24 protein-coding genes and 3 pseudogenes are annotated in these 25,367 nt (G+C 53.5%); 15 read left to right on the forward strand and 12 right to left on the reverse strand.

Annotation, left to right across the window (positions count from 1 at the left end; genetic code table 11):
• Positions 1–510: 510 nt before the first annotated feature.
• Positions 511–732, reverse strand: a pseudogene (locus tag DKY63_RS32925) (NYN domain-containing protein); the annotation flags it as partial.
• Between the two features lie 947 nt (positions 733–1,679).
• Here DKY63_RS32925 and DKY63_RS03580 point away from each other — a divergent pair.
• The 3 genes from DKY63_RS03580 (at position 1,680) to DKY63_RS03595 (ending at position 5,618) form a co-directional block, all read left to right on the forward strand.
• Positions 1,680–2,912 (forward strand): PD-(D/E)XK nuclease family protein, encoded by a 1,233-nt coding sequence (locus tag DKY63_RS03580; RefSeq protein WP_162634840.1) that lies wholly within the window; start codon positions 1,680–1,682, stop codon positions 2,910–2,912.
• Between the two features lie 307 nt (positions 2,913–3,219).
• Positions 3,220–4,323: a hypothetical protein gene (locus tag DKY63_RS03590; RefSeq protein WP_110962861.1), complete on the forward strand. Its 1,104-nt coding sequence runs from the start codon at positions 3,220–3,222 to the stop codon at positions 4,321–4,323.
• Between the two features lie 698 nt (positions 4,324–5,021).
• Positions 5,022–5,618, forward strand: a complete 597-nt coding sequence (locus DKY63_RS03595) for a hypothetical protein (RefSeq protein ID WP_110962862.1) — start codon at positions 5,022–5,024, stop codon at positions 5,616–5,618.
• A gap of 82 nt (positions 5,619–5,700) precedes the next feature.
• Here DKY63_RS03595 and DKY63_RS03600 read toward each other — a convergent pair whose 3' ends face one another.
• Together DKY63_RS03600 and DKY63_RS03605 are read right to left on the reverse strand one after the other, a co-directional pair.
• Positions 5,701–6,456 (reverse strand): helix-turn-helix domain-containing protein, encoded by a 756-nt coding sequence (locus DKY63_RS03600; protein WP_162634842.1) that lies wholly within the window; start codon positions 6,454–6,456, stop codon positions 5,701–5,703.
• 158 nt (positions 6,457–6,614) lie between these two features.
• Complete coding sequence (locus tag DKY63_RS03605) at positions 6,615–6,857, reverse strand: type II toxin-antitoxin system PrlF family antitoxin (RefSeq protein WP_110962864.1); 243 nt, start codon at positions 6,855–6,857, stop codon at positions 6,615–6,617.
• Between the two features lie 134 nt (positions 6,858–6,991).
• Here DKY63_RS03605 and DKY63_RS03610 point away from each other — a divergent pair, with 134 nt between their 5' ends.
• A complete protein-coding gene (locus tag DKY63_RS03610; protein WP_110962865.1) occupies positions 6,992–7,447 on the forward strand; it encodes an antitoxin Xre-like helix-turn-helix domain-containing protein in 456 nt (151 codons plus the stop codon).
• 256 nt (positions 7,448–7,703) lie between these two features.
• Here DKY63_RS03610 and DKY63_RS03615 read toward each other — a convergent pair whose 3' ends face one another.
• Both DKY63_RS03615 and DKY63_RS03620 read right to left on the reverse strand, forming a co-directional pair.
• Positions 7,704–8,015, reverse strand: coding sequence for a DUF7693 family protein (locus DKY63_RS03615; RefSeq protein WP_204354290.1), 312 nt, complete (start codon positions 8,013–8,015; stop codon positions 7,704–7,706).
• 196 nt (positions 8,016–8,211) lie between these two features.
• A complete protein-coding gene (locus tag DKY63_RS03620; protein WP_110962867.1) occupies positions 8,212–9,159 on the reverse strand; it encodes a site-specific integrase in 948 nt (315 codons plus the stop codon).
• Between the two features lie 178 nt (positions 9,160–9,337).
• Here DKY63_RS03620 and DKY63_RS03625 point away from each other — a divergent pair, with 178 nt between their 5' ends.
• Positions 9,338–10,372 (forward strand): DNA-binding protein, encoded by a 1,035-nt coding sequence (locus DKY63_RS03625; RefSeq protein ID WP_110962868.1) that lies wholly within the window; start codon positions 9,338–9,340, stop codon positions 10,370–10,372.
• Between the two features lie 167 nt (positions 10,373–10,539).
• Here DKY63_RS03625 and DKY63_RS03630 read toward each other — a convergent pair.
• Positions 10,540–10,662 (reverse strand): annotated as a pseudogene (locus DKY63_RS03630) (Sir2 family NAD-dependent protein deacetylase); the annotation flags it as partial.
• A gap of 1,109 nt (positions 10,663–11,771) precedes the next feature.
• Here DKY63_RS03630 and DKY63_RS32090 point away from each other — a divergent pair.
• The 6 genes from DKY63_RS32090 (at position 11,772) to DKY63_RS32100 (ending at position 19,090) form a co-directional block, all read left to right on the forward strand.
• Complete coding sequence (locus tag DKY63_RS32090) at positions 11,772–12,275, forward strand: hypothetical protein (RefSeq protein WP_162634844.1); 504 nt, start codon at positions 11,772–11,774, stop codon at positions 12,273–12,275.
• Between the two features lie 1,509 nt (positions 12,276–13,784).
• Positions 13,785–14,177 (forward strand): hypothetical protein, encoded by a 393-nt coding sequence (locus DKY63_RS03635; protein ID WP_110962869.1) that lies wholly within the window; start codon positions 13,785–13,787, stop codon positions 14,175–14,177.
• Positions 14,178–14,206: 29 nt separating this feature from the next.
• Positions 14,207–14,617 (forward strand): histone-like nucleoid-structuring protein, MvaT/MvaU family, encoded by a 411-nt coding sequence (locus tag DKY63_RS32095; RefSeq protein WP_162634846.1) that lies wholly within the window; start codon positions 14,207–14,209, stop codon positions 14,615–14,617.
• Between the two features lie 647 nt (positions 14,618–15,264).
• Positions 15,265–18,282 carry a Tn3 family transposase gene (locus DKY63_RS03640; protein WP_064490829.1) on the forward strand — a complete coding sequence of 1,006 codons (3,018 nt, stop codon included), beginning with the start codon at positions 15,265–15,267 and terminating at the stop codon, positions 18,280–18,282.
• A complete protein-coding gene (gene tnpC, locus DKY63_RS03645) occupies positions 18,279–18,668 on the forward strand; it encodes a Tn3 family transposase post-transcriptional regulator TnpC (RefSeq protein WP_028622770.1) in 390 nt (129 codons plus the stop codon). The genes DKY63_RS03640 and tnpC overlap by 4 nt, the downstream gene beginning before the upstream one ends.
• A 215-nt stretch (positions 18,669–18,883) precedes the next feature.
• Positions 18,884–19,090, forward strand: a complete 207-nt coding sequence (locus DKY63_RS32100) for a hypothetical protein (protein WP_144000652.1) — start codon at positions 18,884–18,886, stop codon at positions 19,088–19,090.
• 222 nt (positions 19,091–19,312) lie between these two features.
• Here DKY63_RS32100 and DKY63_RS03650 read toward each other — a convergent pair whose 3' ends face one another.
• Positions 19,313–20,062 (reverse strand): MBL fold metallo-hydrolase, encoded by a 750-nt coding sequence (locus DKY63_RS03650; RefSeq protein ID WP_028622768.1) that lies wholly within the window; start codon positions 20,060–20,062, stop codon positions 19,313–19,315.
• Between the two features lie 11 nt (positions 20,063–20,073).
• Positions 20,074–20,508, reverse strand: a complete 435-nt coding sequence (locus DKY63_RS03655) for a hypothetical protein (protein ID WP_033050640.1) — start codon at positions 20,506–20,508, stop codon at positions 20,074–20,076.
• Between the two features lie 186 nt (positions 20,509–20,694).
• Between DKY63_RS03655 and DKY63_RS03660 the strand changes: the two genes are divergently transcribed.
• The 4 genes and pseudogenes from DKY63_RS03660 to DKY63_RS03675 form a co-directional block, all read left to right on the forward strand.
• On the forward strand, positions 20,695–21,033 hold the full coding sequence (locus DKY63_RS03660; RefSeq protein ID WP_028622766.1) for an ArsR/SmtB family transcription factor: 339 nt from the start codon (positions 20,695–20,697) through the stop codon (positions 21,031–21,033).
• On the forward strand, positions 21,030–21,461 hold the full coding sequence (locus DKY63_RS03665) for a YeeE/YedE family protein (RefSeq protein ID WP_028622765.1): 432 nt from the start codon (positions 21,030–21,032) through the stop codon (positions 21,459–21,461). The genes DKY63_RS03660 and DKY63_RS03665 overlap by 4 nt, the downstream gene beginning before the upstream one ends.
• 9 nt (positions 21,462–21,470) lie before the next feature.
• Positions 21,471–21,896 carry a YeeE/YedE family protein gene (locus DKY63_RS03670; protein WP_028622764.1) on the forward strand — a complete coding sequence of 142 codons (426 nt, stop codon included), beginning with the start codon at positions 21,471–21,473 and terminating at the stop codon, positions 21,894–21,896.
• 54 nt (positions 21,897–21,950) lie between these two features.
• A pseudogene (locus DKY63_RS03675) lies at positions 21,951–22,163 on the forward strand (TSUP family transporter); the annotation flags it as partial.
• A 172-nt stretch (positions 22,164–22,335) separates the two neighbouring features.
• Here the strand turns inward: DKY63_RS03675 and DKY63_RS03680 are convergent.
• From DKY63_RS03680 to DKY63_RS03695, 4 genes are all read right to left on the reverse strand, one after another.
• Positions 22,336–22,932 carry an HD-GYP domain-containing protein gene (locus DKY63_RS03680; RefSeq protein WP_275428119.1) on the reverse strand — a complete coding sequence of 199 codons (597 nt, stop codon included), beginning with the start codon at positions 22,930–22,932 and terminating at the stop codon, positions 22,336–22,338.
• A gap of 79 nt (positions 22,933–23,011) precedes the next feature.
• Positions 23,012–23,848 carry an aminoglycoside O-phosphotransferase APH(6)-Id gene (locus tag DKY63_RS03685; RefSeq protein ID WP_000480968.1) on the reverse strand — a complete coding sequence of 279 codons (837 nt, stop codon included), beginning with the start codon at positions 23,846–23,848 and terminating at the stop codon, positions 23,012–23,014.
• Entirely contained in the window at positions 23,848–24,651 is an 804-nt protein-coding gene (aph(3'')-Ib, locus tag DKY63_RS03690; protein WP_001082319.1) for an aminoglycoside O-phosphotransferase APH(3'')-Ib, read from the reverse strand. Before aph(3'')-Ib ends, DKY63_RS03685 begins: the two co-directional genes overlap by 1 nt.
• A 65-nt stretch (positions 24,652–24,716) precedes the next feature.
• Complete coding sequence (locus DKY63_RS03695; protein ID WP_000904906.1) at positions 24,717–25,331, reverse strand: recombinase family protein; 615 nt, start codon at positions 25,329–25,331, stop codon at positions 24,717–24,719.
• Between the last annotated feature and the right edge of the window lie 36 nt (positions 25,332–25,367).

Below are 25,367 nucleotides of genomic sequence, written 5' to 3' on the forward strand. Positions count from 1 at the left end.
TACTAAAAGTGAAGGCTGCAGAGAGCGGCTAACTGGACGCGTCGATCATGAAGGGCATCGTTCGTTCGCGACGTGAGTCGCGGCTAGCTTTTTGAGCCACTTTCAATCTCAAAAATGGGGGCGGGTTGTCTGAATGAGTGATGTGGGTGAGAGAGAGGGATCAACCTAGCCATCCTCGCCCAATGCATAGCTGTGGTGTGATGTAGATGGCAAGGTCGCTCTTTCGGGCCATGGCCTCGGCTCACTTAATCAGCCGAGCATTTCCTTAATGATGGATGCAACGTTCTTGGCATCGTCGATTCCTCGATGATAAGTACCCTGCCATTTCAGGCCCAACGACTCCACCGTTTGCATAAGTCCTTTCGGTCGATTGTCATATAGGCCGGCATGCCATTTCCTGGCATTGAAATGTGGCAAGCCTTCGAGCAGGGAAGGGCGCCGAGCAAATGCAGCATCGCGCTCAAGCTGTCTTGCATCATAGTCACCCCATGATGCCCAAGCCGCGTTTGGATAGGCGAATTGCTGGATGGGTTGAATCGAGTAATCAAACAGGACTTTCTTCCAGCCGCCGAGATGAGGGCCAGTCCAGTCGCCGTAGATGCGTTTCACGCTCGCGACGCCGTACTTAGCAATTTCTTCAAACAGGCCTTCGACGATTGCCGCAGGGGCATTGTCGGCGTCGATCAACACTGCGAGGCGCTTCTGAGCGTTATTGGATGTATGCGTGGCCATGGTTCATCCTTGAGTGAAAGCGTAACCATACCTGTAAACGAGGGGCTAATCTTGGCTTCGGTCGCGCGTATTCCCACCCACTAAGGGCCCGGATTAGCGCCGTAGCTGCCAGATTTAAAGTGTTCCAACTCGTTCCTCGGGTGACCTGTAATCCTCGCAGTAATCCAAGCTGTCGTTAGCGTCAGCGCCAACACCCATGCCATTGCTATGGGCTTCACAGCTGAACAATGCGACCTATAAGCTCTATTTCAAACTCATCAATGAATGCCTTTACCATCGCCGAGTATGGCTGCTCGGGCCCGTGCAAGCGCCTCATGGACACCACCCGTTTCACTGCGCGATCGATATGGCGTTGGGAGCCGCCGTAGGCGAGATCCTCTTCCAGCTCCTCAATGATTTGAGCTTTCTGAAAACGTAATTCTGTCAAAATGCGTGTGCGACTGGCCTCATGTGCATTGCTGGGTGGATGCTTAGAGCAACTAGTTTTCGCGAAGCCAGGTACGTTTGTGCGTAACGGTGTCTATCAGACGTAGGTGCCAACTCAGCACATTAAGTCCTCTCTGTTTTTCGCGAGGCCTGCTTTTCTGCTCAAGTCTGAGTCTTTCCTTGACGAACGCTCCAAGTGTCTGGGCGCCTCAGTGGAGGCCGACTTGTCTAAAGTTTTTGGGAAAACCTAGCGCTATGCTTGTATTCATCCCATAGCACAGTTGCCAGCCTTTCGATAACCCGCCGCCTGAGCGGCTGATTCAGAATCAAAAGTTACCTGGTTTTTCGCCGACACCTGAAGCTTTAGCGTACCTTTCAAGGAGACGACATGCCTGCTCTACTTTTCTTCCTTGGGTTACAACGGAGGAGGAAGTGCAGCATTTTGTATCATGAGCACCTTGGGCGTCGTATGGCAAATCCCTTAAAACGTCATTTACAGAGCAATGGAGTGCGCCCAGTACATGCACAACCCACCGAACACGCAATCGCTTTTGGAGCGAGCCGGCTACCTAGTGAAGGAGAGTCAGGCGAACCTCGCAGCCACAGGCGAATCCTTTAACATTTTCGCGATCACGAAAATTGAGCGGGCAGAGGTCGCTACGCATTCGGCCATGATTGCGGAATTAATCAATCCGCGAGGTAGTCACGGAAAAGGCACAGTGTTCCTTGCGCATTTTCTGTCCACTATCGAGCTTGAGCACGAGAACTCCTTGGACAATGCGCATGTTCGAAAAGAGCAGACTTTTGATGGTGGTCGGGGCCGGGTAGATATCGTCATTCACTTACGAAGTCACCTCATCCTCATTGAAAACAAAATCGACGCTGAAGATGGGAACTGGCAGCTGAAGCAGTACGCCGACATCGGCATGGCGTCGGGCAAGAATTGGAACCTCTTGTACTTGACCAAAAAAGGTACTCACGCACGCGAACGTAGTCATCAAGGGGCCAAATACCAACGAATCTCATACCGTGAGCACATCCTTGAATGGCTCGATCTGTGTCTGGATTCCTGCACAGACACACCGGCACTTCATCATGCATTGATCCAGTACCGAAACCTAGTTCGAAAAATCTCAGGAATGACGATGACTCAGAAGGCTAGAAATACTCTTATCGAGCTGTTGTGCAGCGACGATCAAAGCTTCAAGTCGGCTGATGCCATCGCTGAAGCTTTGCCCTATGCAAAGGGTGCAGCTTTGTTCCGCTTCTTCCAGGCAATTCAAAGCGAGATTGCGAGCGTCCACACACGGGCGCCGTCACCACCAGGGTTTCCTGGCCTTGAATTTAGCGCAGAAAATTGCTCGAAGTGGTTCATGGCCGGCAGGTTGAAGGTGAAGCATGTAGGCCTGTTTTTCAGTATCGGTGTTGAAAACATGCTGTTCAGAGTCGAAGTCGCGTCGGACGCCTTACATTATGGTTTTGTGCCTGTCACCAGCGATGGTCTGGGTGGTATTGAGCAGCAGGCGGAGTCCATGCAGGAGCTTTTACATATTTTCCCGCGGCATTGGAAGGTCTTCCAATGGCATAGCCATCTCTATCAAGACAACGTGGCCAGCAACATGCAGTGTCTGCTAGACCCGTCCAGTATCATCGATCAGATTCTACAATCCATTAAGCACGTTCAAGGGTTTTGGCGGAGTTCTCAAAAAGCTGAAAGCGCCTATGACCTATCATTTGCGCCTTCGCTGGCGTAATCATCTAGTAACCATGCCGAAACTCTCGTCTACCGCGGCATCGAAATCGCTGATTACACTACCTCCAAACCACGGGCTAAGTGCGTTAGCCAGGTTGAAAGACGCATGGTTCGATGTAGCTGTTAGGACGATTAACTGAGCGTGGGATGGTGTTTTGTTTGGAGTGTAGGCAAGATTCTGGCCAGCCACGAACCTGTCACGCGGCGATGCTTATGCGTCGGTTGGCCATGTCACAATCTTTGAAAAGAAGGGCGGCCTGCGATGCAAACTTTTTTAAAATTCAGCCTCTCCATAGTAAGGTTGCTAAATGCGCCCGCTAAGTGATCAGCACGTATACGAAATTGCGGCAGAAATCGGCGGTACGATTTCGGACTATCTCAATGACCACTGGTATACAAAATCAGGTATGCAACTCAGCATCCGGTGGTCATTCAGTCCGCGGATTGAGGCATCCGCTTCTGCATATCCTTCTTTAGAAAACCCTTCGCAGCATGTGATAGATATTTCATATGCCTTTGTAAAAGAGATTTATGACCAAGCCGTAGATTTTGCCCTCTTCGCAACGGGCGGGGATAAAGCACATCCACTTGGCGTTCACTTGATTCCAGCGGGGTATAAGCTTTTCGAAGCAGCAGAGCTGATGTTTCAATTCGGTTTGACGTTTGTGATTTTTCATGAACTGGGGCATCTGAACCAGAGCCATGGGGCGATACGCGCTAAGTATACCGGCAACATCAAGCAGCTAACTTTGGCCGAATTTCAAGTCAACGGCCACGAGAAGCTTGCGGGGGATCAATCCGCGATTTACCACGCTACGGAACTAGCCGCAGATTTTGAGGCTCTGGACTGGATGTGCACGTTCTTGCAACGAGATTATCAAGGTGAAGAGTTTCTGGATCTGGCCTACCTACAATGCGCAAGCGTCAGCTGCATGATGCTGTTATTCAATGGAGATCAGCCGGTTCGACTTGATAAGCAACCCATCGGGTCACACCCGTATCCGGTTGTTCGTATGGATTTGTGGGTACAGGCTTACGCAGAGCGTATCCGAACGCTGGCAGTCCAGCTCGAGATTGAGACACCTTACCCCGAAATTTATAAACGCATGACGGACGCAGCGTTTGTAACTCTCTTAAAATGGATGACTCGCTTGCAGTTACCGAACGTGCCTGAATATTCAGGGCATAGCCTTGGCTCGCTCACACACCCAAATTTCAGTGACTATATGAAATCTATTATTGAGGTGTGGAGTAAGGAATACGTAAGCGCTAGAGAGTTCAGAAAGTATGGAATGCCATTGGCGGTTCTATATTTTACCGATGAATTTCGTCAATTCGTGGGCGCTGAATTGAATACGGAATCGCTGCTCCAGCACGTCCGAAGTTGCTTGATTACCCAGTGCTCTAATTGATTGCCTCGCGACGTCCGGTATGCGCAATGCCAGTTCTGTGACAGCTATAAATGACGGCGGGAGTCATTACCGTGTCTTTTGCAAGCTGGCGGTACAGAGCCACTGGACAAGCTTGAGGCGATGAGATTAGTCAGAATGGCGAAAAGCATGTGCTGGTAGCATTTGGTAGATACGCTGCTGAATTAGGGCGTGCCGCTTTTCGCGGACGCCTACCGTAAACCAAGCCTAAGCGATGCCCGCTTTTGACTCGTCCCCGCTTGCTTCTATGCACACGTCTTTCAGCCAGTGTTTACATCTCTGCGATGGCCCAGTTCATCAAGCTCTTCTCGAAGCTGCTCAAGGCGCAGATCTTTTCGTGAGGCGTTACACCCAACCCATAGTGATCGTACGTTTTGCGCAACGCCACCTCGTCGCCAGAGGAGACGTGGGAATGGGCGAAGATCGTAGCAAGGACAGGCTAGCCCTCGTCAAACATCTCCATTGCTCGCAATTCTTCTGCGCTCGACAAGCTTGTAATGTAGATGGAAGTGTTGCTTTGTTGGGCGTTTGGGCCCAGCCCAGGCTGTCACGAGAGCATCTCTAAATTGCACCCGTCTTTAACAAAATATGTTTTTACGAAAAATATTTCTCTTCTACGTTAAAGTCTGCACTTAATCCGTCCGATTAGATGTTAAGAACATAGATAATGGCGGTGTTTTGTGAGCAAACATGACGGGCAGTCAAAAGTATTCCTTGCGACTCGCGATCTCACATGCTGGCGAGAGCGTGAATACAACGACCAATACCCATGCCAAGTATCAGATTGTAAGGGAGTTAACAGTGTTGATATCAATTTAGATATCGTATCGATAAGGCTTGCTAAAGCAGTAGCGGAAGAGATCGCGCGCTGTCTTTACGATGCTGTACTCATTACCGTAGGGAACTTGGCAGGATTTGTACCAACGCCTGCTGCGCGGGACAGTCTGCTTGAGAGAAAATATCGAAAAAAAGTATCTGGAAAGTGGAGCTACAGCGCCGACGGGCAGTTTCTCTGTCACAAATCAGAAAGTAAGATTTATTCTGTTGAACTTTCAACAGATACGAATGATACGACTGAACAAGTAGGCGTTTATACTGTTGATGGTGGAGTAGAGCTTGTTTTCGACTTCACGTACTTTTCGTTCAGTATGCTTGATGCCGTTTGGCTAGCGAACAGCTTGATGCAGGCCGCCGGAGGTGAGCCTCTGGATGTTTTGGAAACTACTGGTGTGAACTGCGTGCCGCTGGCGGCACTACAGCGCCATGGGCTTGTATGAAACCTAGGATAACCCCGGCAATCCTAGTTAAGGCTATCACCGTTATCACCCTCCGGGCCATTAGCCCGGCTTAACGTCAAGCTCATGCTAAATGAAAGTCGGGAAGGAGATCCTGGGCAAACCAGGTCGATAAGCCTACCTCCAGCCTTTGAAGGTTAGTTGGTGGGCTCACCACGAGGCCGAGGTTGATCAGCCGGTTGAGCTGGTCGCTCGCTGCGTCAGGTGGAAGACCGGTAAAGGTTACGAATTCGGTGCGAGGTAATGAGCCTTGGATTAACAGCGCTAGTAGCGCCGGCATCGTTTCTGGGCTGATGCCTGCTTCGGTCAATTGCGAGTTCGTTCTGTACGCATGGGTAACGGACTCACGAAGCTGGTGACGATTCAGCGCGGTAGTCATGTAGCCCACTTCTTCATGGCAAACATCAAGCATGAACTCGATGAAAGCGAGCTGATCCGTGCGTATGAGTTGTTGAGCACCCTCAAGCCCATCTATCTGCAGGGGATCATTCATGCCAGTAGAAGACTGGTACTCATCAAGCCTTCGGCTCAAGCCCCGCGAAAGCGACCACAGGTGTGGGTTAAGCCCAAGCATCGCGAAATGCTCGAAAGTAAGTGCTCGCGCAAAAGCCTCAATGCCGGCACGGAGTGTTCTCGTATGGAGAATTTGGTAGTGCTGACACAGGGCTGCAATGATTCGCCGACGAAACTCTGGAATACCGTCAAATGCGCTTTGGTGGTGCTCAAGTACGAGATCACGCTCCAGCATTTCTGACTCCGAAAGCCCGCCATTAATCTCGCTGCAGTAATGAGTACTGGTGACTTTCAGAAGTTCGCTCAAGCATGCAGCGGTCTCCGGTGCGACCAGGCCAGCGAGGAATGCAGTCTTCCTTACTAGCTCGTCAGCTCGGGTCAGAGTCGATGTAGGAATCGAGTCGGGGAGGGTGGGGAGGAGCCAGTGCTCAGTCATCTGCGTGAACATCGTAAAAAGGCATTGCTTCACTCATCATCCGCTGAAAGTGGAGAGTTGATGTCAACCTCAATACCGCCGACCAAGGAATCGAGGCGAGCTAGGAGCGTTGAGTCGAGGGCGATCAGCTTTTCAGGGTTGCTTAGGATGTCGTCCTCTAGCAATTTCAGAAACCCACAAAGCTCCTGGTCATTCTCTGAGGCGCCTACATGCTCAGACGCATTGCGAGAGTGGATCGTAGAAGTGGATAGAGTAGGATTTGGATCGTTCATGGCTCTGACATTATCCGTGCTTGAAGTTCTTGTCATGCTCTGCTTGCGTAAGTAGTAAAGCGAGGCTTGTCGCAGAGGGGGGAGTCGCTGATCCGGGCCCTTGGCCCGGCTTGCCTCAGGTCTGTCAAAAGGAGATGAAAGTGCTGTCATCGATCAAGGAATACCAACCAGTGCCACAGATCTCACAGAGCATCTGGATGATCCTCGGGCTTCCTTCACGTGGCACCATGCTTCATGACCTAGTTCACGAAGGACTGCCATTCCAGTACCTTGAGCGAATAGCGAACCTCCTGCAGGTTCAACGAGGCGTAATCTCCAAGGCTATTTGCGTAGCACCTTCGACGTTGGCGCGTAGAGCGAAAGCAGGGCGGTTCAACTCCGCAGAAAGTGACCGCCTCGTCGCACTGGTAGCCATCTTTGAGGAAGCACTCTGTCTATTCGCAAACGATAAGGCCGCTGCAACGGAATGGATGAGTTTGCCGGTTCAAGGGCTCGGATCGAAGCGCCCAATCGACATGCTGGGGACGAGGGTGGAAACGAAAGCTGTTTTCGATCTTATCGGCCAGCTGGAAAGAGGAGTTCTTGCATGAGGTCAGGGCGGAGTAGCCTCGAACCCTCTAGTGACACGACCTGCAGAGCATGAGAGTTGAGGCTATCTAAAGAGATCGTGATTCCGGGCCTCAGGGCCGGCTTGCGGTCACTTGTTACCAGATCATACTGTCAGTGTTCATTTCCTTAGGCGTCCCCATGGCTACCGCAACGGTTAACTCACGAGGCCAAATCACAATTCCTCCTGAAGTACGAGCCGCACTCGCGCTTACGCGGTGGAGCAGAACTTGAAGGGTGTCATTTGATACGACGGAGCATTTCTTCGAGTTGGCGGTGCTCTTCAGGGGTCAAAAGCTCGACAGGATTAAACGCATCTCTTGAACTGAAGTCGTACTTGCGGCCTTCGGGGCTGAAACAGCTATCACAGTAGTCTAGGGTTCCACAGTCGTTGAAGAATGTGATAACCCAGCCATCGACGTCGACTGTCATCAATCCGCAGTAGATCTCGTCCCAACTGGTCGTGGTGATGCGGCGCATTGAGCGCGAAGCGACTGAAGCGTCACGGAGTACTTCGTAAACCTCTCGAACGGTGAGCATTTTTGTATCCATGCTGGATTAGCCTTTAAACTGCGGCGATTAAACACTGTGAGGTCTAGCCGTCACACCTGGCGAATGGCGTCGAGCTAAGGTCGATACGTGTTGAGTCTGAAGTAGCAAATACGCACGCTCAACTGGGCGAAAACGGACGCAAATGACAGGTAGTCCGACCTAGACATTTGCGCCAAACAAATCTTGTGAGACGACTCTAGAGGAGCTCCACTTTGGGCGCTGATGGCTTCAACGCAAGGCCCCCAAAAGAGGAGCCCGCATCAACGTACCTCAGCGCTGACTTGATGTCCTTCCAGCCGACATAGCTCATCAGCGACTTGATATCCCAACCATTAGCGGAAGCCCAAGTGGCAAACCCACGCCGCATTGAGTGACTACTGTAGATGTCCGATGGCACTCCCGCCTGCGTAAAGATGCGACGCAGCATTGGGATCAGGCTGTTGGAGTTGATGCCCCCATCAGCAAGGTTGCCCCAGCGATCGATCTTTCTGAACACAGGCCCATGGGCAATGCCACCCACGGTGATCCAGTTAATGTAAGCCTGCACAGGACATAGTTTCTTGAGGGCAGGGGTATGGAACGTCGTCCCCTGGTGCTGTCGATCGCCTTTGGTGTAAGGCAAATAGAAGGTGATGCCGGCGCCGGCCTCCGCTTGAGTATGCTCGACTTGTAGTCGTGCCAGTTCGTCCCCGCGAAACCCTCGCCAAAAACCAATCAACACCAAGGCTATATCGCGTCGACATTTCATCACGCTTCGGTAGTCATTCCGCTCAGCGGCAAGATTTGCTTCGCGCTCAAGCCAGCTCACAGCTTGCTCCAGGTGAGTGAGGAGGAGAGGGGTCGCCTGCTTTTCTTGAGCAGGATGCAATGTCCGGATCCCCTTTAGCACCTGCCGCACGTTGGGCGTTTTCGTTGGATCAGGAAATCCCTGCGTGATGTGCCACTGAGCCAGGGCAGCCAAGCGCTGCTTCAAAGTGCTAATGGAGTGCTTGTCTGCGTACTCGGCCAGGTAGCGAACGATGCCGTCCCCAGTCGCAGGCAGAAACCCTCCCCAGGTCACTTCGAAATGCTCCACCGCGGCGCGGTAACTACGCCGGGTGTTTTCCCTGGTACCGGCCTGCAGGTACCGATCAGCCTTGTTCATACAGCCCCTTCGACGCGAAACGTAAATTTTCCAGCGATTGAAATGCGAAAATCAGGTCTATGATGTGATAAGCCTCCATTATTTGATCATAAAAATACGATTTTAGTGACTGATTTTTTATCTAAATGTATTATGTAATTACACATTACGTTTACACTACGAAAACGTAGGAGAGGTCATGGCACGCGGCGGTATTAACAGGGCAATCGTCCAGATAGCACGAGATGCGCTGATCGCTCGGGGTGTAAATCCCAGCATCAACGCTGTGCGGGTCGAGCTTGGAAATACTGGTTCGATGACGACCATTGCCCGCCATCTAGGCGAACTCGAAAAAGTAGAGCCACGGCCAAACGAGCGCCGCGAACGCTTGAGTAATGAGCTCAGCGGGCTAGTTGGCCAGTTGTTAGATCGCTTGCTTGAGGAAGCAGCTGAAGAAGTAGCCGAGGCTCGAGCTGAGCTCGATAAGCACCGAGCGTCAGTCAATGAACAGCTTGCGCAGGCACAAGCTGCCTTGGCGGACTTGCAGCGCCAGCACGACAATCTTCAGACAGCGCTCGACGTCCAGGCAGGCGAATTGAGCACGTGCCAAAGCAGCTTGCAATCTGAGCTCACTCGCAACGCCCGCTTGAGCCAACGCTGCGCCGACCTGGAAGTGCGGGTGCACGAGAAAGACGAGCAGATTCGCTCACTTGAAGAAAAGCACCTGCATTCTCGTGATGCACTCGAGCACTACCGCTCGGCCGTGAAAGATCAGCGCGAACAAGAACAGCGCCGTCATGAAGGTCAGCTTCAGCAAATCCAGGTTGAGCATCGTCAGTTGCAGCAGACACTTTCGGTGAAGCAGGACGAACTCAGCCGTTTGAATCGAGACAATGAGCGTCTGCTCAGTGACTCCCGTCAGCAGACCAAGGTTATGACCACCCAAGATGGCACCATTGCGCGGCTTACTGCTGATCTCAATACCTTGGCCATCGCGTCAGCTAGAGAGGAGGGCGCCAAGGAGCAGCTTATCGATCAGCTTGCTCATGCCCGCGAAGAGTCAACCTCCCTGCGCGAATCCGTCACCCAGGCCGAGACACGAGCTAAGAATGCGCAGGGGCTACTGGAAACGACTCAGCATGAGGTCGACCAATTGCGGCAAAAGCTGAACCAACTTCCAAATGAAAAGAATTCATCACGGAGTGAGCGAGCAGATGATCAGCAACAAGAGTGATATGCATCGAGATGAACCACACGCATCCAGATTCCGGGACGCCCTTCAGAAACTCAGGGAGCATGCCGTTGCTGGACATCTCCAACTACAGGTGGAGCGGCGCTCTGGAGAGCTTTATTCGAAGGGTAGGGCTGTGACGAGATTGTGTGCTAGATAACCCGACAATCCCAGAGACCCGTTAGCGCATCTCGGAAGGTAGGGATGCCACTCTCTGCTGATGCGCCGGCGCCGGTGAATACAACTACGTGCTTTGCTTCCTGCAACCGCTTCACAATGGCGCTGATAGACATGGATTCGTATCGTGGTTTCGGCTCTGTCGAGGTTAGTGCTGAGCTGTCTCAAAGAAGAAGTCAACCATGGATCTGAAGGAACGGAAACTACATATGCCTTATGACCCCATGTATCAACGGACTGTAGCTGGGTGGCTACTGCTCCCAGATTTCCTGATATGGAGGACATCAAAGTCATCGGCATTGACCTAACGAAGCAAGGAGGGCAAGCGGCGGCTAAAGCAATTGAGAGCAATCAGGCGAAGGTTAGCCAGAAAAATGATGAATCTAGTTCGTAAAGCCTGCAGCGGGAGTACGCCGCAAAAAGCCTAGCTCAATTGGCTCTCAGCTCTTAAGAAACAGTCTCTGCGCTACAGGAGTCCGGGCAACTTAACCTGAACGTGCAATCTCTTAGACTCCGCTGTCCTCACCTGGAAGCAATTGGAGCTCCGTGTGGACTTCATCACTGATATCTGCAGAGCTCTCCTTTTGCCCGTAGCGCTTCTCCAAATAGGCCCTAACGTACTACTTGCGCTGCATCTCTTTGAGATCTCTAGCGCTCATTTTGGCGATTATTTCACGCTTACTGTTAAATAGAATGCGTGGCTTTAGCGAGTTCAACCGTCTTGCCGACAGCCAAACTTCAAAGTTCAATCGTCCCTCCATGTAATCCTTTACTAGAACGACACCGACGAATCACATATATTAAAATGCCATACGAATCATACCTGTAACAATTAAATTCTCACAAGCAGATGGGGAATTCTGACAATACTTTTATATTGCTTTGGATCTCAAAGCAAAAAATAAAATTACAAATATTGCCAGATTGGCAATTGATTAAAAATAAACAGCTAGCACCAACTACCATCTCACCGTCCAACCTATTGATTTTACTCTACTAGCCATCTCCATAAAAACCAATCAAAATAAATTGACAGCGCGCAGATTGAAAAAAAATCTACGAGCGGGCGAAATAGACTCTGTTGGGCGCTGGTAAGGTAATTTAATTTTTCCGCAATTCTACGAGGCTCATGAAGCGAAGATTTGCACCTTGACTCTTCTAGAAACAAACCTAGGCTAGTAATCTGGATTAAAAATTTAATTCGAGTACTAGAGGGAATTCAAAAATGAATGAGGAAAAACATCCCACTTCACTAAACGGTGGCATACATCTAAATGAAACCCCGTACAAGCTCAATCAGCTTCCATACAAGCCGATTATCACAATCGCCGTCGATAAATTTACTCAAAGCATTATTGCCTTCTCAATCCAGGTAACACCGATCGCGACAAACTTTCAGATTCATACTCGTCAACTGAAAGCGGTGCCTATCAACTATGTTCGAAATGCAATGGCACGCCAGTTTGCTGGCAGCTCAGGCTACTTCAGCGTTTGCAGTTCGCCCGACCTCAGTACTGCCAGCTATCTTAACGCAATGAAAAAGTATGGTTTGCAACCAAAGCTAGTTTGGGATAATTCAGTAGTTCAAGGAGCCAAAATCGAGCGCATTCTGGTAGACGTTTTTTTGACACTATCACAGTCCCTTCGCGGAAATACCAGACCTTCGCCTAAAACTCATTCGTTTGGTGAGCTGTGGCGGCAGGGCAGCCACCGCTTCCCGCCGAAATAATATCGATTATTGAAGATGCTCATGTGCTCAGCATTCCATGCAATGGGGTTGAGCACGTGAAGCGAACACCAGTAATTAGTACTACCTCTTATGGACATTCTACGCAGCTGGGTTCGTACGGTACCCTTTAAGGACGGGACGTAATGCTGTTATACCAACCTCCTGGGCATAGAAATCAAACAATCTAACTGACATGAGATATTACAAGGCGATGACAGAAATGGTCGCCACGCAGAGTGTACCTTTCAGTTTTCGTAGGGTTGTAATGGGTTAGGTAGTAATTTCGAGCTCACTGTAGGGGCGCACTAATCAGCGCTAGGAGCGCTAAAGAGCTCTTCGTAACGGTGTAGATCCCAAGCCCTCAGACTCAATAGCGACAAGCCTTCGGAGACGCATCAATTGAGAAGACGCTCGAGATGTATGGCCTCAAAGTAATAAGACGCACTGGCTTACGCAGGAGGCTAGCTGAGGGCTATGCATCGCTGGCAGTACTATAAGCTAACAAATGGAAAGCAGGACTCACCTACAGCTTCAAGCCGAGCTAGCAGTTCGTTATTATCCGGAAATTAATCCAAACCAGAGGGGCGCCGCTGGGCGTACGGGCAATACATCGGAAAAGGGACAACAGCGACAGCAAGGGGACACCAGCATCGTGAGATCATGGATAGAGTTTCGAATATTGTAGACGCTGGCGAAATGCGTACTGGGTGACACTGATTAATGAGTGCGAACCTCCGGACTAGGAGGGGCACTCTTGGTTAACTCATTGATATTCAACCCCACACAGGTTCATGAAAAAACCGACACAGAATCGTGAAAATGAACACCTGCCAGACAAGAAATTGCTGGCATTACCATTTGCTGACAAATGGATAGCAGGATGCGTCTACAGATTCGAGCCTGGCGAGCACATCAACATTTGCAGGAAATTGACAAAGGCGCGACGGACGGAACATTGGAAAAGGGTCAAACTGTGACGCCATCTAGACACCAGCACCGTAAAATTACGAACGTTATCACAGATTATAGACTCTCATAGGACTCGCTCCACGTAACACATAAGGCTTAAATTGCCCGCACGACATGAGGGCTTTCCGAGCTTGGCTGCACGTCAATTGAAGACAAAAACGTGGTGCTAGCACCGTGGAAGCTTGTAGCAGTGGATGCGTAAGGAAGGGCGTGTTTGTAGGAAAATTACCACCCTGCCGGGGTGATTGGGAACCGAGAGGTGCATATTGCTCGGCGTCCTAAAGTGACAATATTCGAAAAAAATCTTAAACCCACAATAGGAGTCGATAAAAATCGGCATAGCGAGTCGGGGAACTCGGTCACAGCGCGTCCAGATGCTCAAATATCTTTGATAAACCGCGACTTAAATTGGCTTAGAGGCGCGCGGTGCAGCGGCGCGACTCGCTGGTTCAGCATCGTAGGGCTGCCTCGTGTCCTTTCGAGCGCTAATCTGATGCGCTAGAATCGAGGCTAGTACTCGCGCGAAGGAGCTGGTAAGCCATGTCTAGATCTCACGAGTTTTTAGCCCTTAGGCAGGCGGAAAGTCGTTTGGCTGAAGCCACCAGCGAGGTAGAGAAAATTCGCGCCTCTCGTGACTTTATACTTGATGAGCAATTTTTCAAGGCTTTACACAATTTGATGAATGCGTATGGTTTCAATGCTCCAGATGTTGCACGACTGCTACTTGCTCGTGACCCTGATATCAACTCTCCAGAACATGATAACTCCACTATGTCTTATCTGGAAAATTTAAGCGAGTTAGTTATTCTGGACGAGAATCACATCAACCAACCCGAGCCGGCGGACATTTGTTATGAGGGGTACAGTCCGAAAGAGTTTCGAACACGCATTCAAGCTTCAAAAACTAACAAAACCAACTCGTACGAGGGATGAAGTTAAGAGAGCTGTAGTGAGGTGGCGTTGTGAAAAAGATAACCGAAGTTTTTCAAATCAACCGTCGCATTCAGTCAGAGTATCAAACTGCTGCTGCCTTGTTACGCGATGCAGAAGTCATACGCGCTTTACGTTTTCTAAACGACCTTGACGTGTTAGCCGAAAAATTTCAATTTACGCCTCGTGACATACTTATGTATCTCGCGCCTCGAAAGGAATCCTCCCAGCCGACTCATGCTGGCCAAAGTGTGATAGAGAAATTGTCGGCGAAAGTGTCCGCTACGAAATCTACACGCCGTCCACGGGAATATCCTGTCAAACGCTACGAGAACCCTCATACCGGCGATGTGATAGAGACCCGGGGCGGAAACCACACTGTGCTCAAAAAGTGGAAGTCCACCTACGGCGGCGCCGTGGTTGAACGATGGCGAGTCTACTGAGAAAAGCTGCTTTCGGTCGTTGCTCGACAGGCCAGGAGGGGAAGGGTGCTGATCCAGCTCTCAGGAACATTATCCACTGTTCCCACTACGGTAAACGTTAAGCGAAGCGAGTCGAGCCGAGCGGCGCACCATACTGAATGAAAGTTTCCGAAAACAGTCTGCCGACGCAGCGATACTGGGATCGTCGTCAGCACGCGCTGCATCAGCAACAAGTACACGAATTACCTCCACGTAGTTTGACATGGAATTATATTTATAGCCGTCAACCTCACTAAGGTGAGGGAACAGTGGCAGATTCGGCATTGCGCGGATCAGATCCACTTGTCGTGACTGCAGGTACCTTTCAATCAATGGACTCATAGTTGCGGGTAAACGTAACCAGCTATCCGATACGCCGCTGGATGACGCTGAAAGGCTCCAGTCTCCATCAGTCTCGTGCCTTAGGCGGTCGAGTGTGACCTGCTCGCTTGGGCTACCCACTACTTGCTTTGCAGTCGGGGTCATGCCGAGATAAGGCAAAAATTAGGACATTCGTTCTGTAAATCTATGATTTAAAAGGGTATTAGAGAGGCCATGGCTTGCTGATCATCCACCGTCTGGCTAGCCGTCTATGCTGATGCTTTTGCCTTGCTTGGGGGATGTGTTCAATGGCATCGGTGGAAAGAACAGCCTACCCGATCTTGCCCAGTCAGCTACCGGCCAAGGAGCTTCATCGAAGCTATTCCCTGTCTGATTCAGAGATCGAATGGGTCAACAACACCGCTAAGAGTCCAGCGCTCTCGATTGGGCTGGCAATCCAGTTAAAGGTGTTTCAGCAGTTGCACTATTTCGTTCCGTTCGAGGAGCTTCCTCAGGAACTAATCAGTCATGTCCGGCAATGCCTCCGCTACGGCGCGCGAATAGCTCCACGCTATAGCAATCCCCGCACCCTTTACCGGCACCAAGCAGCGGTACGGCAGTACCTGCAGGTTACCCCCTTCTACAGCAGCGACGGGCTAGCGGTCACTGAGCAGATCGCACGTGACTGCGCTTTAGTTCTTGAGCAGCGAGTCGATCTCATCAATGCCATGCTTGATGAGCTGATTCAGCGTGGCTATGAGCTTCCGGCTTATTCGACGCTCAACAACCTCGCAGAAACTGCCTTGGCGAGTACCCAGGAAGTTACCTTCAACCTAGTCGTGACTCGAGCGCCAATCGAGGTGATCTACAAGCTGAAGGAGCTGCTTGACACCGACTTCGGCCGGCGCCAGAGCGATTTCAATGCGCTGAAACAGGCACCCAAGAAGCCATCTCGCAAGCACCTGGAGGTGCTGATCGACCACCTGGCCTGGCTAGAGAGCTTCGGGGACCTGGAGGCCATTTTTGAGGGGATCGTCGATGCCAAGATTCGCCACTTTGCTGCCCAAGCTGCTGCGTCGGACGTCGCCGAGCTGAAGGACTGCTCGCTGCCGAAGCGCTACACGCTAATGCTGGCCTTGATCTACCGCATGCGCGTACGGACCCGTGATCACCTGGCCGAGATGTTCATCCGACGGATATCGACGATCCATAAACGCGCCAAGGAGGAATTGGAGCAAATCCAGGCGCGGCAACGCCAGAAGCTGGAGCAATTGGCGGCGACCCTGGACGGCGTGGTGCAGATTCTTGTTCAAGAACCGGATGACCAGGAAGCTGGCAGCCTGATTCGAGAATACCTCTCCCCCGATGGCAATCTGGATCGCTTGCGCGAGACGTGCGCCGAAGTCCAAGCTACTGGCGGTAATAACTACCTGCCGCTGATCTGGAAGCACTTCAGGTCCCATCGCTCACTATTATTCCGTCTCAGTCACCTTCTCCAACTGGAGCCCACGACTCAGGATCGATCGCTGGTTCAGGCACTGGAATTGATCCAGGACAGCGAGAATCTACACCGCGAATGGATCGACGAGCACGTCGATTTGTCGTTTGCGTCGGAGCGCTGGGTCAAGGTCGTTCGTCGTCCTTCCAGTGAGGGGCCACCGACCAACCGGCGCTATCTAGAAGTTTGCGTATTCTCCTACCTGGCCAGCGAGCTGCGATCCGGTGACATGTGCGTACAAGGGTCGGAATCCTTCGCCGATTACCGCAAGCAGTTACTGCCTTGGGAAGAGTGTCTCCAGCGACTACCAGTCTACTGCGAGAAAGTGGGTCTGCCTGCCAACGCGACGGAATTTGTCGCCTCGCTCAAGAGCCAGTTGGAAGAAACCGCACAGCAACTGGATGACAAGTTTCCCTCCTGTCGGGGGGATGTGTCGATCAACGAGGCCGGCGAACCGGTACTGCGTCGTGTAACAGCACGGGACATCCCACTTTCGGCCATCTCGCTGCAGACAGCGCTTATGCAGCGCATGCCGGCTAGGCATGTGCTGGACATCATGGCCAACATCGAACATTGGATTCAGTTCACTCGGCATTTCGGCCCCATGTCCGGCAACGAGCCAAAGCTCAAAGAGCCGGCCGAGCGCTATCTGATGACTATCTTCGCCATGGGCTGCAACCTGGGCCCTAACCAGGCCGCACGGCATCTGGCCGGTAATGTCACGCCACACATGCTGTCCTATACGAATCGCCGTCACCTCTCGCTGGAGAAGTTGGACAAAGCTAACCGCGAGCTGGTGGAGCTCTACTTGCAACTTGACCTGCCTAAGCTCTGGGGCGATGGCAAGGCGGTGGCCGCGGACGGTACTCAGTTCGACTTCTATGATGACAACCTGCTAGCCGGCTACCACTTCCGCTACCGCAAGATGGGGGCCGTGGCTTATCGGCATGTGGCCAACAACTACATCGCGGTGTTCCAGCACTTCATCCCACCTGGTATCTGGGAGGCGATTTACGTAATTGAGGGGCTGCTCAAGGCTGATCTCAGTGTCGAGGCAGACACTGTGTATTCCGATACTCAGGGGCAATCGGCGACGGTCTTTGCCTTCACCCATCTGCTGGGCATCAACCTGATGCCACGTATTCGCAACTGGCGGGACCTGGTGATGTGCCGGCCGGATCGCGGCGCTTCGTACAAGCATATCAACCGTCTGTTCACCGACACTGCCGACTGGAACCTGATCGAAACCCACTGGCAGGATTTGATGCAGGTCGCGCTGTCTATCCAGGCCGGCAAAATCTCCTCGTCTATGCTGCTGCGAAAACTCGGTTCCTACAGCCGGCGTAACAAGCTCTACCATGCGGCACAGGCACTGGGCAGCGTGATCCGTACGATCTTCCTGCTCAACTGGATCGGCAGTCGCGAGTTGCGCCAGGAGGTCACCGCGAACACCAACAAGATCGAGTCCTACAACGGTTTCTCCAAGTGGCTATCCTTCGGCGGCGATGTGATCGCCGAGAACGATCCGGACGAGCAGCAGAAACGCCTGCGCTACAACGACATGGTGGCCTCGTCGGTGATCCTGCAGAACACCGTGGACATGATGCGCATCCTGCAGAAACTGGCCCGCGAGGGCTGGCAGTTCACCGATGAAGACGTGTCGTTCCTCAGTCCCTACCTGACCAGCAACGTCAAGCGCTTCGGTGAGTTCAACCTCAAGCTCAATCGGCCACCGGAGCCCTGGATCAAGGATTCGGTGTTTCAACAAGCCGCTGGCTCGCTGCGGGTCAGCACGACCCGCCAGGCCGATACCGAGATGACCTCATGATCAACATATCTCCCACATCTTTTCGCGTTACGCCGTGTGGAGAGGTGGACGTCGCAGCATTGGACAAGCTTCGCAACAGCTTCTACACGTCACAGCTACTTGAACTTGTCGATCGACTGGACACTAGCCTGGCTGAGGTGGGTGGGATGATTGCTGTACGCGACGACTTGCTGAAGCTGCATACGATGGCTCAGGCGTTGGTCGAAGGCACTCTACCGCCGGTTACGACCGAGGAATCCTGCGTCTGGGAGGTAGCCGAATCAGTGCTATTAGATCTTGAGACGTTGAGCTCCTGGATTCGCACTGCTCAGATGATGATCGCGCCGTTGGTCGATCTGGTGCCAAAGCATAGAGTCATTGAGTCGCCAGATCGCGAAGGCAACTGAGCAGGTAATTACCGGAGATAGATCAGCGTTCTGGCTGACTCGGGCTTTTACACTGCGCAATCGGTTTGATTGGAATCCATAAGTGGAAGCTCGCTCTGAAAATTTGTGATCGAGAACTGGCCATTTTTTGCCAAGATGCCCAATTGCTCCTGAGGTGAGGTCGATACCTACCGGGCTGAAGGGCCTGGCTATATCGATGTCGGTTTGCCTACGACATGCGCAAACGCAATGAGCGTATTGCGTACCATGGAGCTGACCACCAGCAAATTGCCGTCAGCTTCAATAACCCACCTGGAGATAATGAGCGGCTTGCGATGCGCAATGCTTACGACGATTTTCGCGTCACGATCAAAGTTGGTATCGAGGACACGATCCTCAATGAAACCGTGGTGCGGTTCCATGACGGCATCTCGGTCGGCTAACAGCTTTTTGTAACGCAACCAACCGAACTCCTGCGAAACATCGAGCCCGTCCACGCCCTGTGTCACGATATCCGCCGGCGCAGGGGTTAAGCTTCGCGCCATCACTAAATTGGCGCAGGGAGTATCTGTTGGTCGGTAGCTGCCTATCATATAAAGCCGCCCGCCCTTCCGGAACGGTTGTTCGTTTTAGCGGAAACGTTCACTGGCTTGGCATCACCGTAATCAGCCCTGAGGACTGCGCTCAACCTGTTCGCAATAGCGACGGAAATTATCCGTCAGGTCGGGTGGGCAGACGCCGCACAGGCGATTTCCAGGCACGGCGTGATCGATGAACGCGGGATAGGGCAAGTTCAATTCCGCCATAATTTCTCGGAAGCGCTCCAGGGTGATCGCTTCACCGAGTCGGGGGTTGCGCTGCTTTTCCTGGGCGATGGTCGAGACTCGACGACCGCTGTAGTCATGGCCGGGATAGACCAGGGTGTCGTCTGGCAGCGTGAGCAGCTTGTTTCTAACGCTGTGAAACAGATCGTCGGCGCTGCCGTTCTGAAAGTCGGTCCTACCGCAGCCGTCGATGAGTAATGCATCACCGCTGAACAGGCGATCACCGAGGAGATAGGCAAAGTGCCCGTCGGTGTGCCCGGGGGTATGCAAGGGTGTGAACTGCAGGCTGCCGACGATGAAAGGAACACCGTCCTCAATGCCCACATCCGTGCAGGGCAATTTGTCGATAGCCGGCCCCGCGATACGGCAGCCGGTCTGCTTCTTCAGTTCCAGCGCGGCGGTGATGTGGTCGGCATGTATGTGGGTGTCCAAGGTGAACGCCAGCTGCAGGTCCAGCCTGGCTAGCTCGGCCAGGTCGCGGTCCGTTGCGGAAATGACCGGGTCGATGAGCACGGCCTGGCCGGTGCCCTCGCACCCGAGCAAGTAGGTATAGGTGGACGACACGGGCTCGAACAGCTGGCGAAATATCATGATGGTCTCGGCTAATGGTGAGTGTTCAGCGGTGCCTGTTCCAGCGCCCTGAGCAGTGCATACTTTTCCTGATCGATCTCGCCCCGCGTGCGAATACCCAGCCGGCGCAGAATCGCCAGCGGCGGGCACCAGCCCTGCAAACCGTGTTGCAGAAGAAACGGCAGCACGACGCCAGGCAGCAGAAACCACTTTCGGTTCGCTGTCAGGCCAAGTAGCAAGCCAGACAGCGCGAGCGAGGAGGCATTGACCTCGAGCACGCGCTCCACGTCCCACTCGCGATCCAGGGCGTCGATACGCTGAAGAATTGCGCTTCGTCCCATCCCGCTGAATCGACGAACGTTCGCGTCCGTTTGCCGATCGATTTCTTGGTTCACAGGTTGGGACGTTGAGCGGCGAACCCGGTCCGCCTGGTCATGATTCGTACTGTTTTGCTGTATCGATAACATGTCTATCTCCTGGTTCGCGCCGACGGGGGCGCAGCGAGGTGAAGAGAAAAGCGATGCCGCACAATTTTAGGTGCCTGTAGGGGACGTCGAGTTCCGAGCCGGGCGTCCGCTGTCGCGTCGATACTATATATTGAAATATATATTGATAAATTATATTGTCAAATCCACCTGACCAGCTGAAGAAGAATGGCCGACATGGCAGATCTCGATATCGAAACCCTCCGCCGCAGTGCTGCGGACGCCTGCGGCTTGCTGAAGGTGCTGAGCAACCCTGACCGCCTGTTGTTGCTGTGCCAGCTGACCCAAGGGGAGCACTGCGTGGGTGATCTCGCCAGTGCGACGGGCATCGAGCAACCGACCCTGTCCCAACAGCTAACCGTGCTGCGTCACAACGGCTTGGTCAGCACCAGGCGCGAAGGCAAGCAAGTGCATTACAGTATTTCCAGCCATCAAGCGATGGAGGTCATGCAGGTGCTTTACCGGCTCTACTGCCAGCATCCCGAACGTGAGGAATCCACGACATGACGATCGACTGGGCGAATTTCACACCGTGGTTCTCGCTCGCCGGGGGCACGTTGATCGGCCTCGCTGCGACCCTGTTCATCTTGTTGAACGGGAGAATCGCGGGCATCAGCGGCGTGGTCGGCGGGTTGCTGCGGCCTGCCAAAGGCGATGTGCTCTGGCGTGTTTCATTCATCGCCGGACTGGTCATCGCGCCGGTGCTGTTTCAGGCCGCGTTCGAGCAGCCAGATATCCAGATTGATGCGAGCACCTTGACCCTGATCGCAGCCGGATTGTTGGTCGGGGTCGGCACGCGGTATGGCTCTGGTTGTACGAGCGGGCATGGCGTATGTGGATTGTCGCGCCGGTCGCCGCGCTCGCTGGTCGCGACGGCCGCATTCATGGCCAGCGGCTTTCTGACCGTATTCGTCATCCGCCACCTGCTGGGCTGAGGAGTTGCCATGAAATTGCTAAGCGCATTTGTAGCTGGGTTGGTTTTCGGCCTCGGCCTGATCCTGTCAGGGATGGCCGATCCATCCAAAGTGATCGCCTTTCTAGACCTCACCGGGCCGTGGGACCCCTCGCTTGCGTTCGTTATGGGCGGTGCGATCGTGGTCGCCAGTGTCGGGTTCTATTTCGCCTCCAAACGGTCCCGGGCGGTGCTGGGAGATGTCATGCGGATGCCCACCGCCACCCGAATAGATCGTCGTCTCGTGCTGGGTAGCCTGGCGTTCGGAGTGGGTTGGGGGCTGGCCGGTTATTGTCCAGGACCGGCGGTCGCGACGCTTTTGAGTGGCCGGAGCGAGCCGCTGATCTTTATTCTCGCGATGCTAGCGGGCATGGCGCTGTACGAGCTGCAGACTCGCTTAGCGGATAAGCCGCAGTGATTAGCTGCGTTAGTATCCGCATGACTCGGCCGAGGCGCCCGGACAGGGCGGCTTATGGTCATTGAGTTTGGACTCGGCTTGCTCGTTGGCATTGTCCTAGCGCTTACAGGGGCGGGGGGAGGCATCCTGACGGTCCCCTTGTTGGTGTTTGTGATGGGCCTTGGTTTGCCTCAAGCGGCACCTATTGGCTTGCTTGCTGTTGGTTTGGCGGCCTGGGTGGGGGCGGTTATCGGTCTTAGGGAAGGAATAGTTCGCTACAAGGCGGCTGTACTGGGGATGTAAGCCGGAACCCCAGAAATTTCCGTCACCCTAGTTGGGTGGGCTCAACACTCGTGTCACCAGCTACCTTCTGGAGAATCGAGCTCGGCCATCCCTCCCTGGACGGGCATCGCTCGACGATGTTCAACGGCTCCCTCACGGGGCCGTCGTTTTGTGGGGGCTATTCCATCCACAAGTCGTCGAGGTTCTTGAAGTTCCAGAGCGTCGGGTCTTCGGGGCCAGTGATACTGTCCTTGCAACTCGTGGCCGCCAGGTCGATGGTCTGCATCGGGATCGGCTCTCTCGAGCGTAGCGAGAAGAACACGCGAACCTTGGGAGTCAGCAGTGATTCCATTCCCGGCTCAACGACAACGGCCAGACGCTGAGAGGACAGGCGAACCAAGGAGCCGACGGGGTAGATGCCCACGGCCTTGACGAAGGCGTGGAAGATGCGTTTGTCGAAATGGCCCTCCCACTTGGCCATCTGCCGCATCGCCGCGGACGGGTCCCACGGCTTTTTGTAGGCTCGCTCCGACGTCACGGCATCATAGACGTCGCAGATTGCGCCCATGCGGGCCAGGAGTGAAATGGCGTCACCGGCCAAGCGATCCGGGTAGCCGGTTCCGTCGATCTTCTCGTGATGGTGCAGGGCAATGTCCACCACCCCGGGCTCGGCCCCGCCTGCGCGCAGCATCTTTGCGCCCTCCACAGGGTGGCGCTTCATGATGGCGAACTCGGCATCGGTGAGCTTGGGGTCGTTTGCGGGAGAGGGCGAAATCCTACGCTAAGGCTTTGGCCAACGATATTCTCCGGTAAGATTGATGTGTTCCCAGGGGATAGGAGAAGTCGCTTGATATCTAGTATGACGTCTGTCGCACCTGCTTGATCGCGGCCGCGATAGCTAGATCGCGTTGCTCCTCTTCTCCATCCGCGTTCCAAGCTGCGGAAAGGCACCCATAAGCGTACGCCTGGTCGAGCAGGCGACGCGGATCGACGTCCAGCGCACGAGAGAATGCGTCCGCCATCTGTGCAATGCGTCTAGGATCGAGACAAAGGTCGTCTCTGTCAGCCGGATCGTAGAACATATTGGCGGCGCCAAAGCCCACTTCACCGACCAGACCGACGGGATCTATCACCAGCCAGCCGCGACTGGAGAACATGATGTTTTCATGATGCAGATCGCCATGTAGCCCACGCAGTTCCGAGGCATTGCTCATCATTTGATCGGCTATAATCGCCGCGTGGACGTAGTCAGTTTGACAACCTGCGTTTTGATCATCGCGCGCCCGCTGAAACAAAGCTGCAAAGCGATCCCGGATCGGGAGAAGGGCAGAAGGCAGGGGTTCCTCAGATGCGGCATACAGCTTCGCCATTAGTTCCGCTGCAATTTCGGTCGCCTGGTAGTCGCCGTGCTCGGCAACGATGTGAGAGAGCATTCGCTCCCCGGCATATTCGAGCAACATCAGATTGTTCTCACGACCGAGCAACCGGACTGCTCCCCTCCCATTGCGCCATACCAGATAGTCGGCCCCGCGCAGTTCATCAGCAATGTCTTCTATAGGTTTCAATCCCTTGACGATTGCAGGAGTCCCGTCTGGCAATGAAACTTTCCAAACGAGGCTGGAAAAGGTGTCCGCAATGAGAACAGGTTGCGAAACGTGCCAATGAGCAGGAAAAACAGGCGGCATGAACATCAACCCCAAGTCAGAGGGTCCAATCGCAGATAGAAGGCAAGGCGTTCGCGGTCGGGGGCTTCGATCCCCAATACATTGAATAGGACAGCGAAGGCGCGCTCTGCTTCATCTGGCGCTGCCCAGTTCTCTTCGGCGTTAGCAATCATGAGTGCCAAATCGGCATAGCGATCTGCTGTTCCGAGCCGCCCAAGGTCGATCAGACCCGTGCATTGAAGAGTTTTAGGGTCCACCATGAAGTTCGGCATGCAGGGATCACCATGGCAAACAACCATATCGGTGCGCTCTTGGTCGAGCCGCACCGGTAGCTCTCGTTCGACACGAGCCAAAAGATCGAGCTGCGGCGTACTCTTGTCCTCGTCCGGTAAGAAGTCGGGATTGACGGCATTGCGGGACACCACATCAACGGCGCGTCCGAACATTCGCGACAGCCTGCGCTCAAACGGACATTGATCAACCGATAGGCTGTGAACAGCGCCAAGTTGCTGCCCCATTGACGGCCACGCTTTGAGCAAATCCGCTCCAGACAGATCAGCCGCCGGTACTCCCGGAATTGCCGTTATCACCAAGCATGCACCCTCCTGTTCCTCCTGCCAGTTGATCACCTCGGGGCAAGCCACACCTCGACCTTTGAGCCAAATGAGGCGGTCACGCTCTCCAGCGAGCTCACCGCGGCGGGAAGCAGGTGCGATTTTCGCGAAGGCATGCCCGTCACCACGTCGAAAAACAAAATCACCAGATTCTCCGCCTCTGACAGGCAACCAGTCAGAATGCGATTCACCAAAAAAAATATTAGTTCGATTCAATGGAGGTTCCTTCAGTTTTCTGATGAAGCGCGGAGGTGGCTCAACCTGCGAAAAGAAACGAGTTGCTACGTAAGTCCGAGAACATGCTTTCCATGGTCTCTGAGCTCGCCTTTGGGACCGACATATCGGTAGAGAGTGACGCGCTCGATGCCGAGTTCCTTGCAGAGATCGGAAACTGAAGTATCGCGCTGGGCCATGGCGGCTTGCGCGAGACGCACCTGAGCTTTGGTGAGCGCGAATTTTCGTCCGCCCTTGCGACCGCGCGCTCTCGCGGAGGCGAGACCCGCCATGGTGCGCTCTCGGATCAGATCCCGCTCGAACTCGGCCAAGGTGGCGAAGATTCCGAACACCATGCGACCGGACGCAGTCGTGGTGTCGATCTGAGCGCCCTTTCCAGTCAGAACCCGCAGGCCGATCTTGCGGTCTGACAGCTCCTTCACCGTGTTGACCAGATGGGCAAGCGATCGTCCGAGGCGATCGAGCTTCCAGACCACCAGCACATCGCCGTCACGCAATGACTTGAGGCAGGCAGTCAAGCCAGGGCGATCATCACGACCGCCGGAAGCAAGATCATCATAGATATTGTCCCGTTCGACACCTGCGGCGCGCAAGGCGTCGTGCTGCAGGTCGAGAGACTGCGAGCCATCGGCTTTGGAGACGCGGGCATATCCGATCAGCATGTATCACAAACGTTGGTTTGAGGCGGCGCTTCGGCC

Origin of the sequence: Pseudomonas putida (assembly GCF_003228315.1) — a bacterium.
Lineage (GTDB): Bacteria > Pseudomonadota > Gammaproteobacteria > Pseudomonadales > Pseudomonadaceae > Aquipseudomonas > Aquipseudomonas putida_S.

Bases quoted from the DNA above. Each gene is read 5' to 3' on its own strand.
- DKY63_RS03580 (WP_162634840.1), top strand. From the start codon at position 1,680: ATGCACAACCCACCGAACACGCAATCGCTTTTGGAGCGAGCCGGCTAC.
- DKY63_RS03590 (WP_110962861.1), top strand. From the start codon at position 3,220: ATGCGCCCGCTAAGTGATCAGCACGTATACGAAATTGCGGCAGAAATC.
- DKY63_RS03605 (WP_110962864.1), bottom strand. From the start codon at position 6,857: ATGAACGATCCAAATCCTACTCTATCCACTTCTACGATCCACTCTCGC.
- DKY63_RS03610 (WP_110962865.1), top strand. From the start codon at position 6,992: ATGAAAGTGCTGTCATCGATCAAGGAATACCAACCAGTGCCACAGATC.
- DKY63_RS03615 (WP_204354290.1), bottom strand. From the start codon at position 8,015: ATGGATACAAAAATGCTCACCGTTCGAGAGGTTTACGAAGTACTCCGT.
- DKY63_RS03620 (WP_110962867.1), bottom strand. From the start codon at position 9,159: ATGAACAAGGCTGATCGGTACCTGCAGGCCGGTACCAGGGAAAACACC.
- DKY63_RS03625 (WP_110962868.1), top strand. From the start codon at position 9,338: ATGGCACGCGGCGGTATTAACAGGGCAATCGTCCAGATAGCACGAGAT.
- DKY63_RS32090 (WP_162634844.1), top strand. From the start codon at position 11,772: ATGAATGAGGAAAAACATCCCACTTCACTAAACGGTGGCATACATCTA.
- DKY63_RS03635 (WP_110962869.1), top strand. From the start codon at position 13,785: ATGTCTAGATCTCACGAGTTTTTAGCCCTTAGGCAGGCGGAAAGTCGT.
- DKY63_RS03640 (WP_064490829.1), top strand. From the start codon at position 15,265: ATGGCATCGGTGGAAAGAACAGCCTACCCGATCTTGCCCAGTCAGCTA.
- tnpC (WP_028622770.1), top strand. From the start codon at position 18,279: ATGATCAACATATCTCCCACATCTTTTCGCGTTACGCCGTGTGGAGAG.
- DKY63_RS32100 (WP_144000652.1), top strand. From the start codon at position 18,884: ATGCGCAAACGCAATGAGCGTATTGCGTACCATGGAGCTGACCACCAG.
- DKY63_RS03650 (WP_028622768.1), bottom strand. From the start codon at position 20,062: ATGATATTTCGCCAGCTGTTCGAGCCCGTGTCGTCCACCTATACCTAC.
- DKY63_RS03655 (WP_033050640.1), bottom strand. From the start codon at position 20,508: ATGTTATCGATACAGCAAAACAGTACGAATCATGACCAGGCGGACCGG.
- DKY63_RS03660 (WP_028622766.1), top strand. From the start codon at position 20,695: ATGGCCGACATGGCAGATCTCGATATCGAAACCCTCCGCCGCAGTGCT.
- DKY63_RS03665 (WP_028622765.1), top strand. From the start codon at position 21,030: ATGACGATCGACTGGGCGAATTTCACACCGTGGTTCTCGCTCGCCGGG.
- DKY63_RS03670 (WP_028622764.1), top strand. From the start codon at position 21,471: ATGAAATTGCTAAGCGCATTTGTAGCTGGGTTGGTTTTCGGCCTCGGC.
- DKY63_RS03685 (WP_000480968.1), bottom strand. From the start codon at position 23,848: ATGTTCATGCCGCCTGTTTTTCCTGCTCATTGGCACGTTTCGCAACCT.
- DKY63_RS03695 (WP_000904906.1), bottom strand. From the start codon at position 25,331: ATGCTGATCGGATATGCCCGCGTCTCCAAAGCCGATGGCTCGCAGTCT.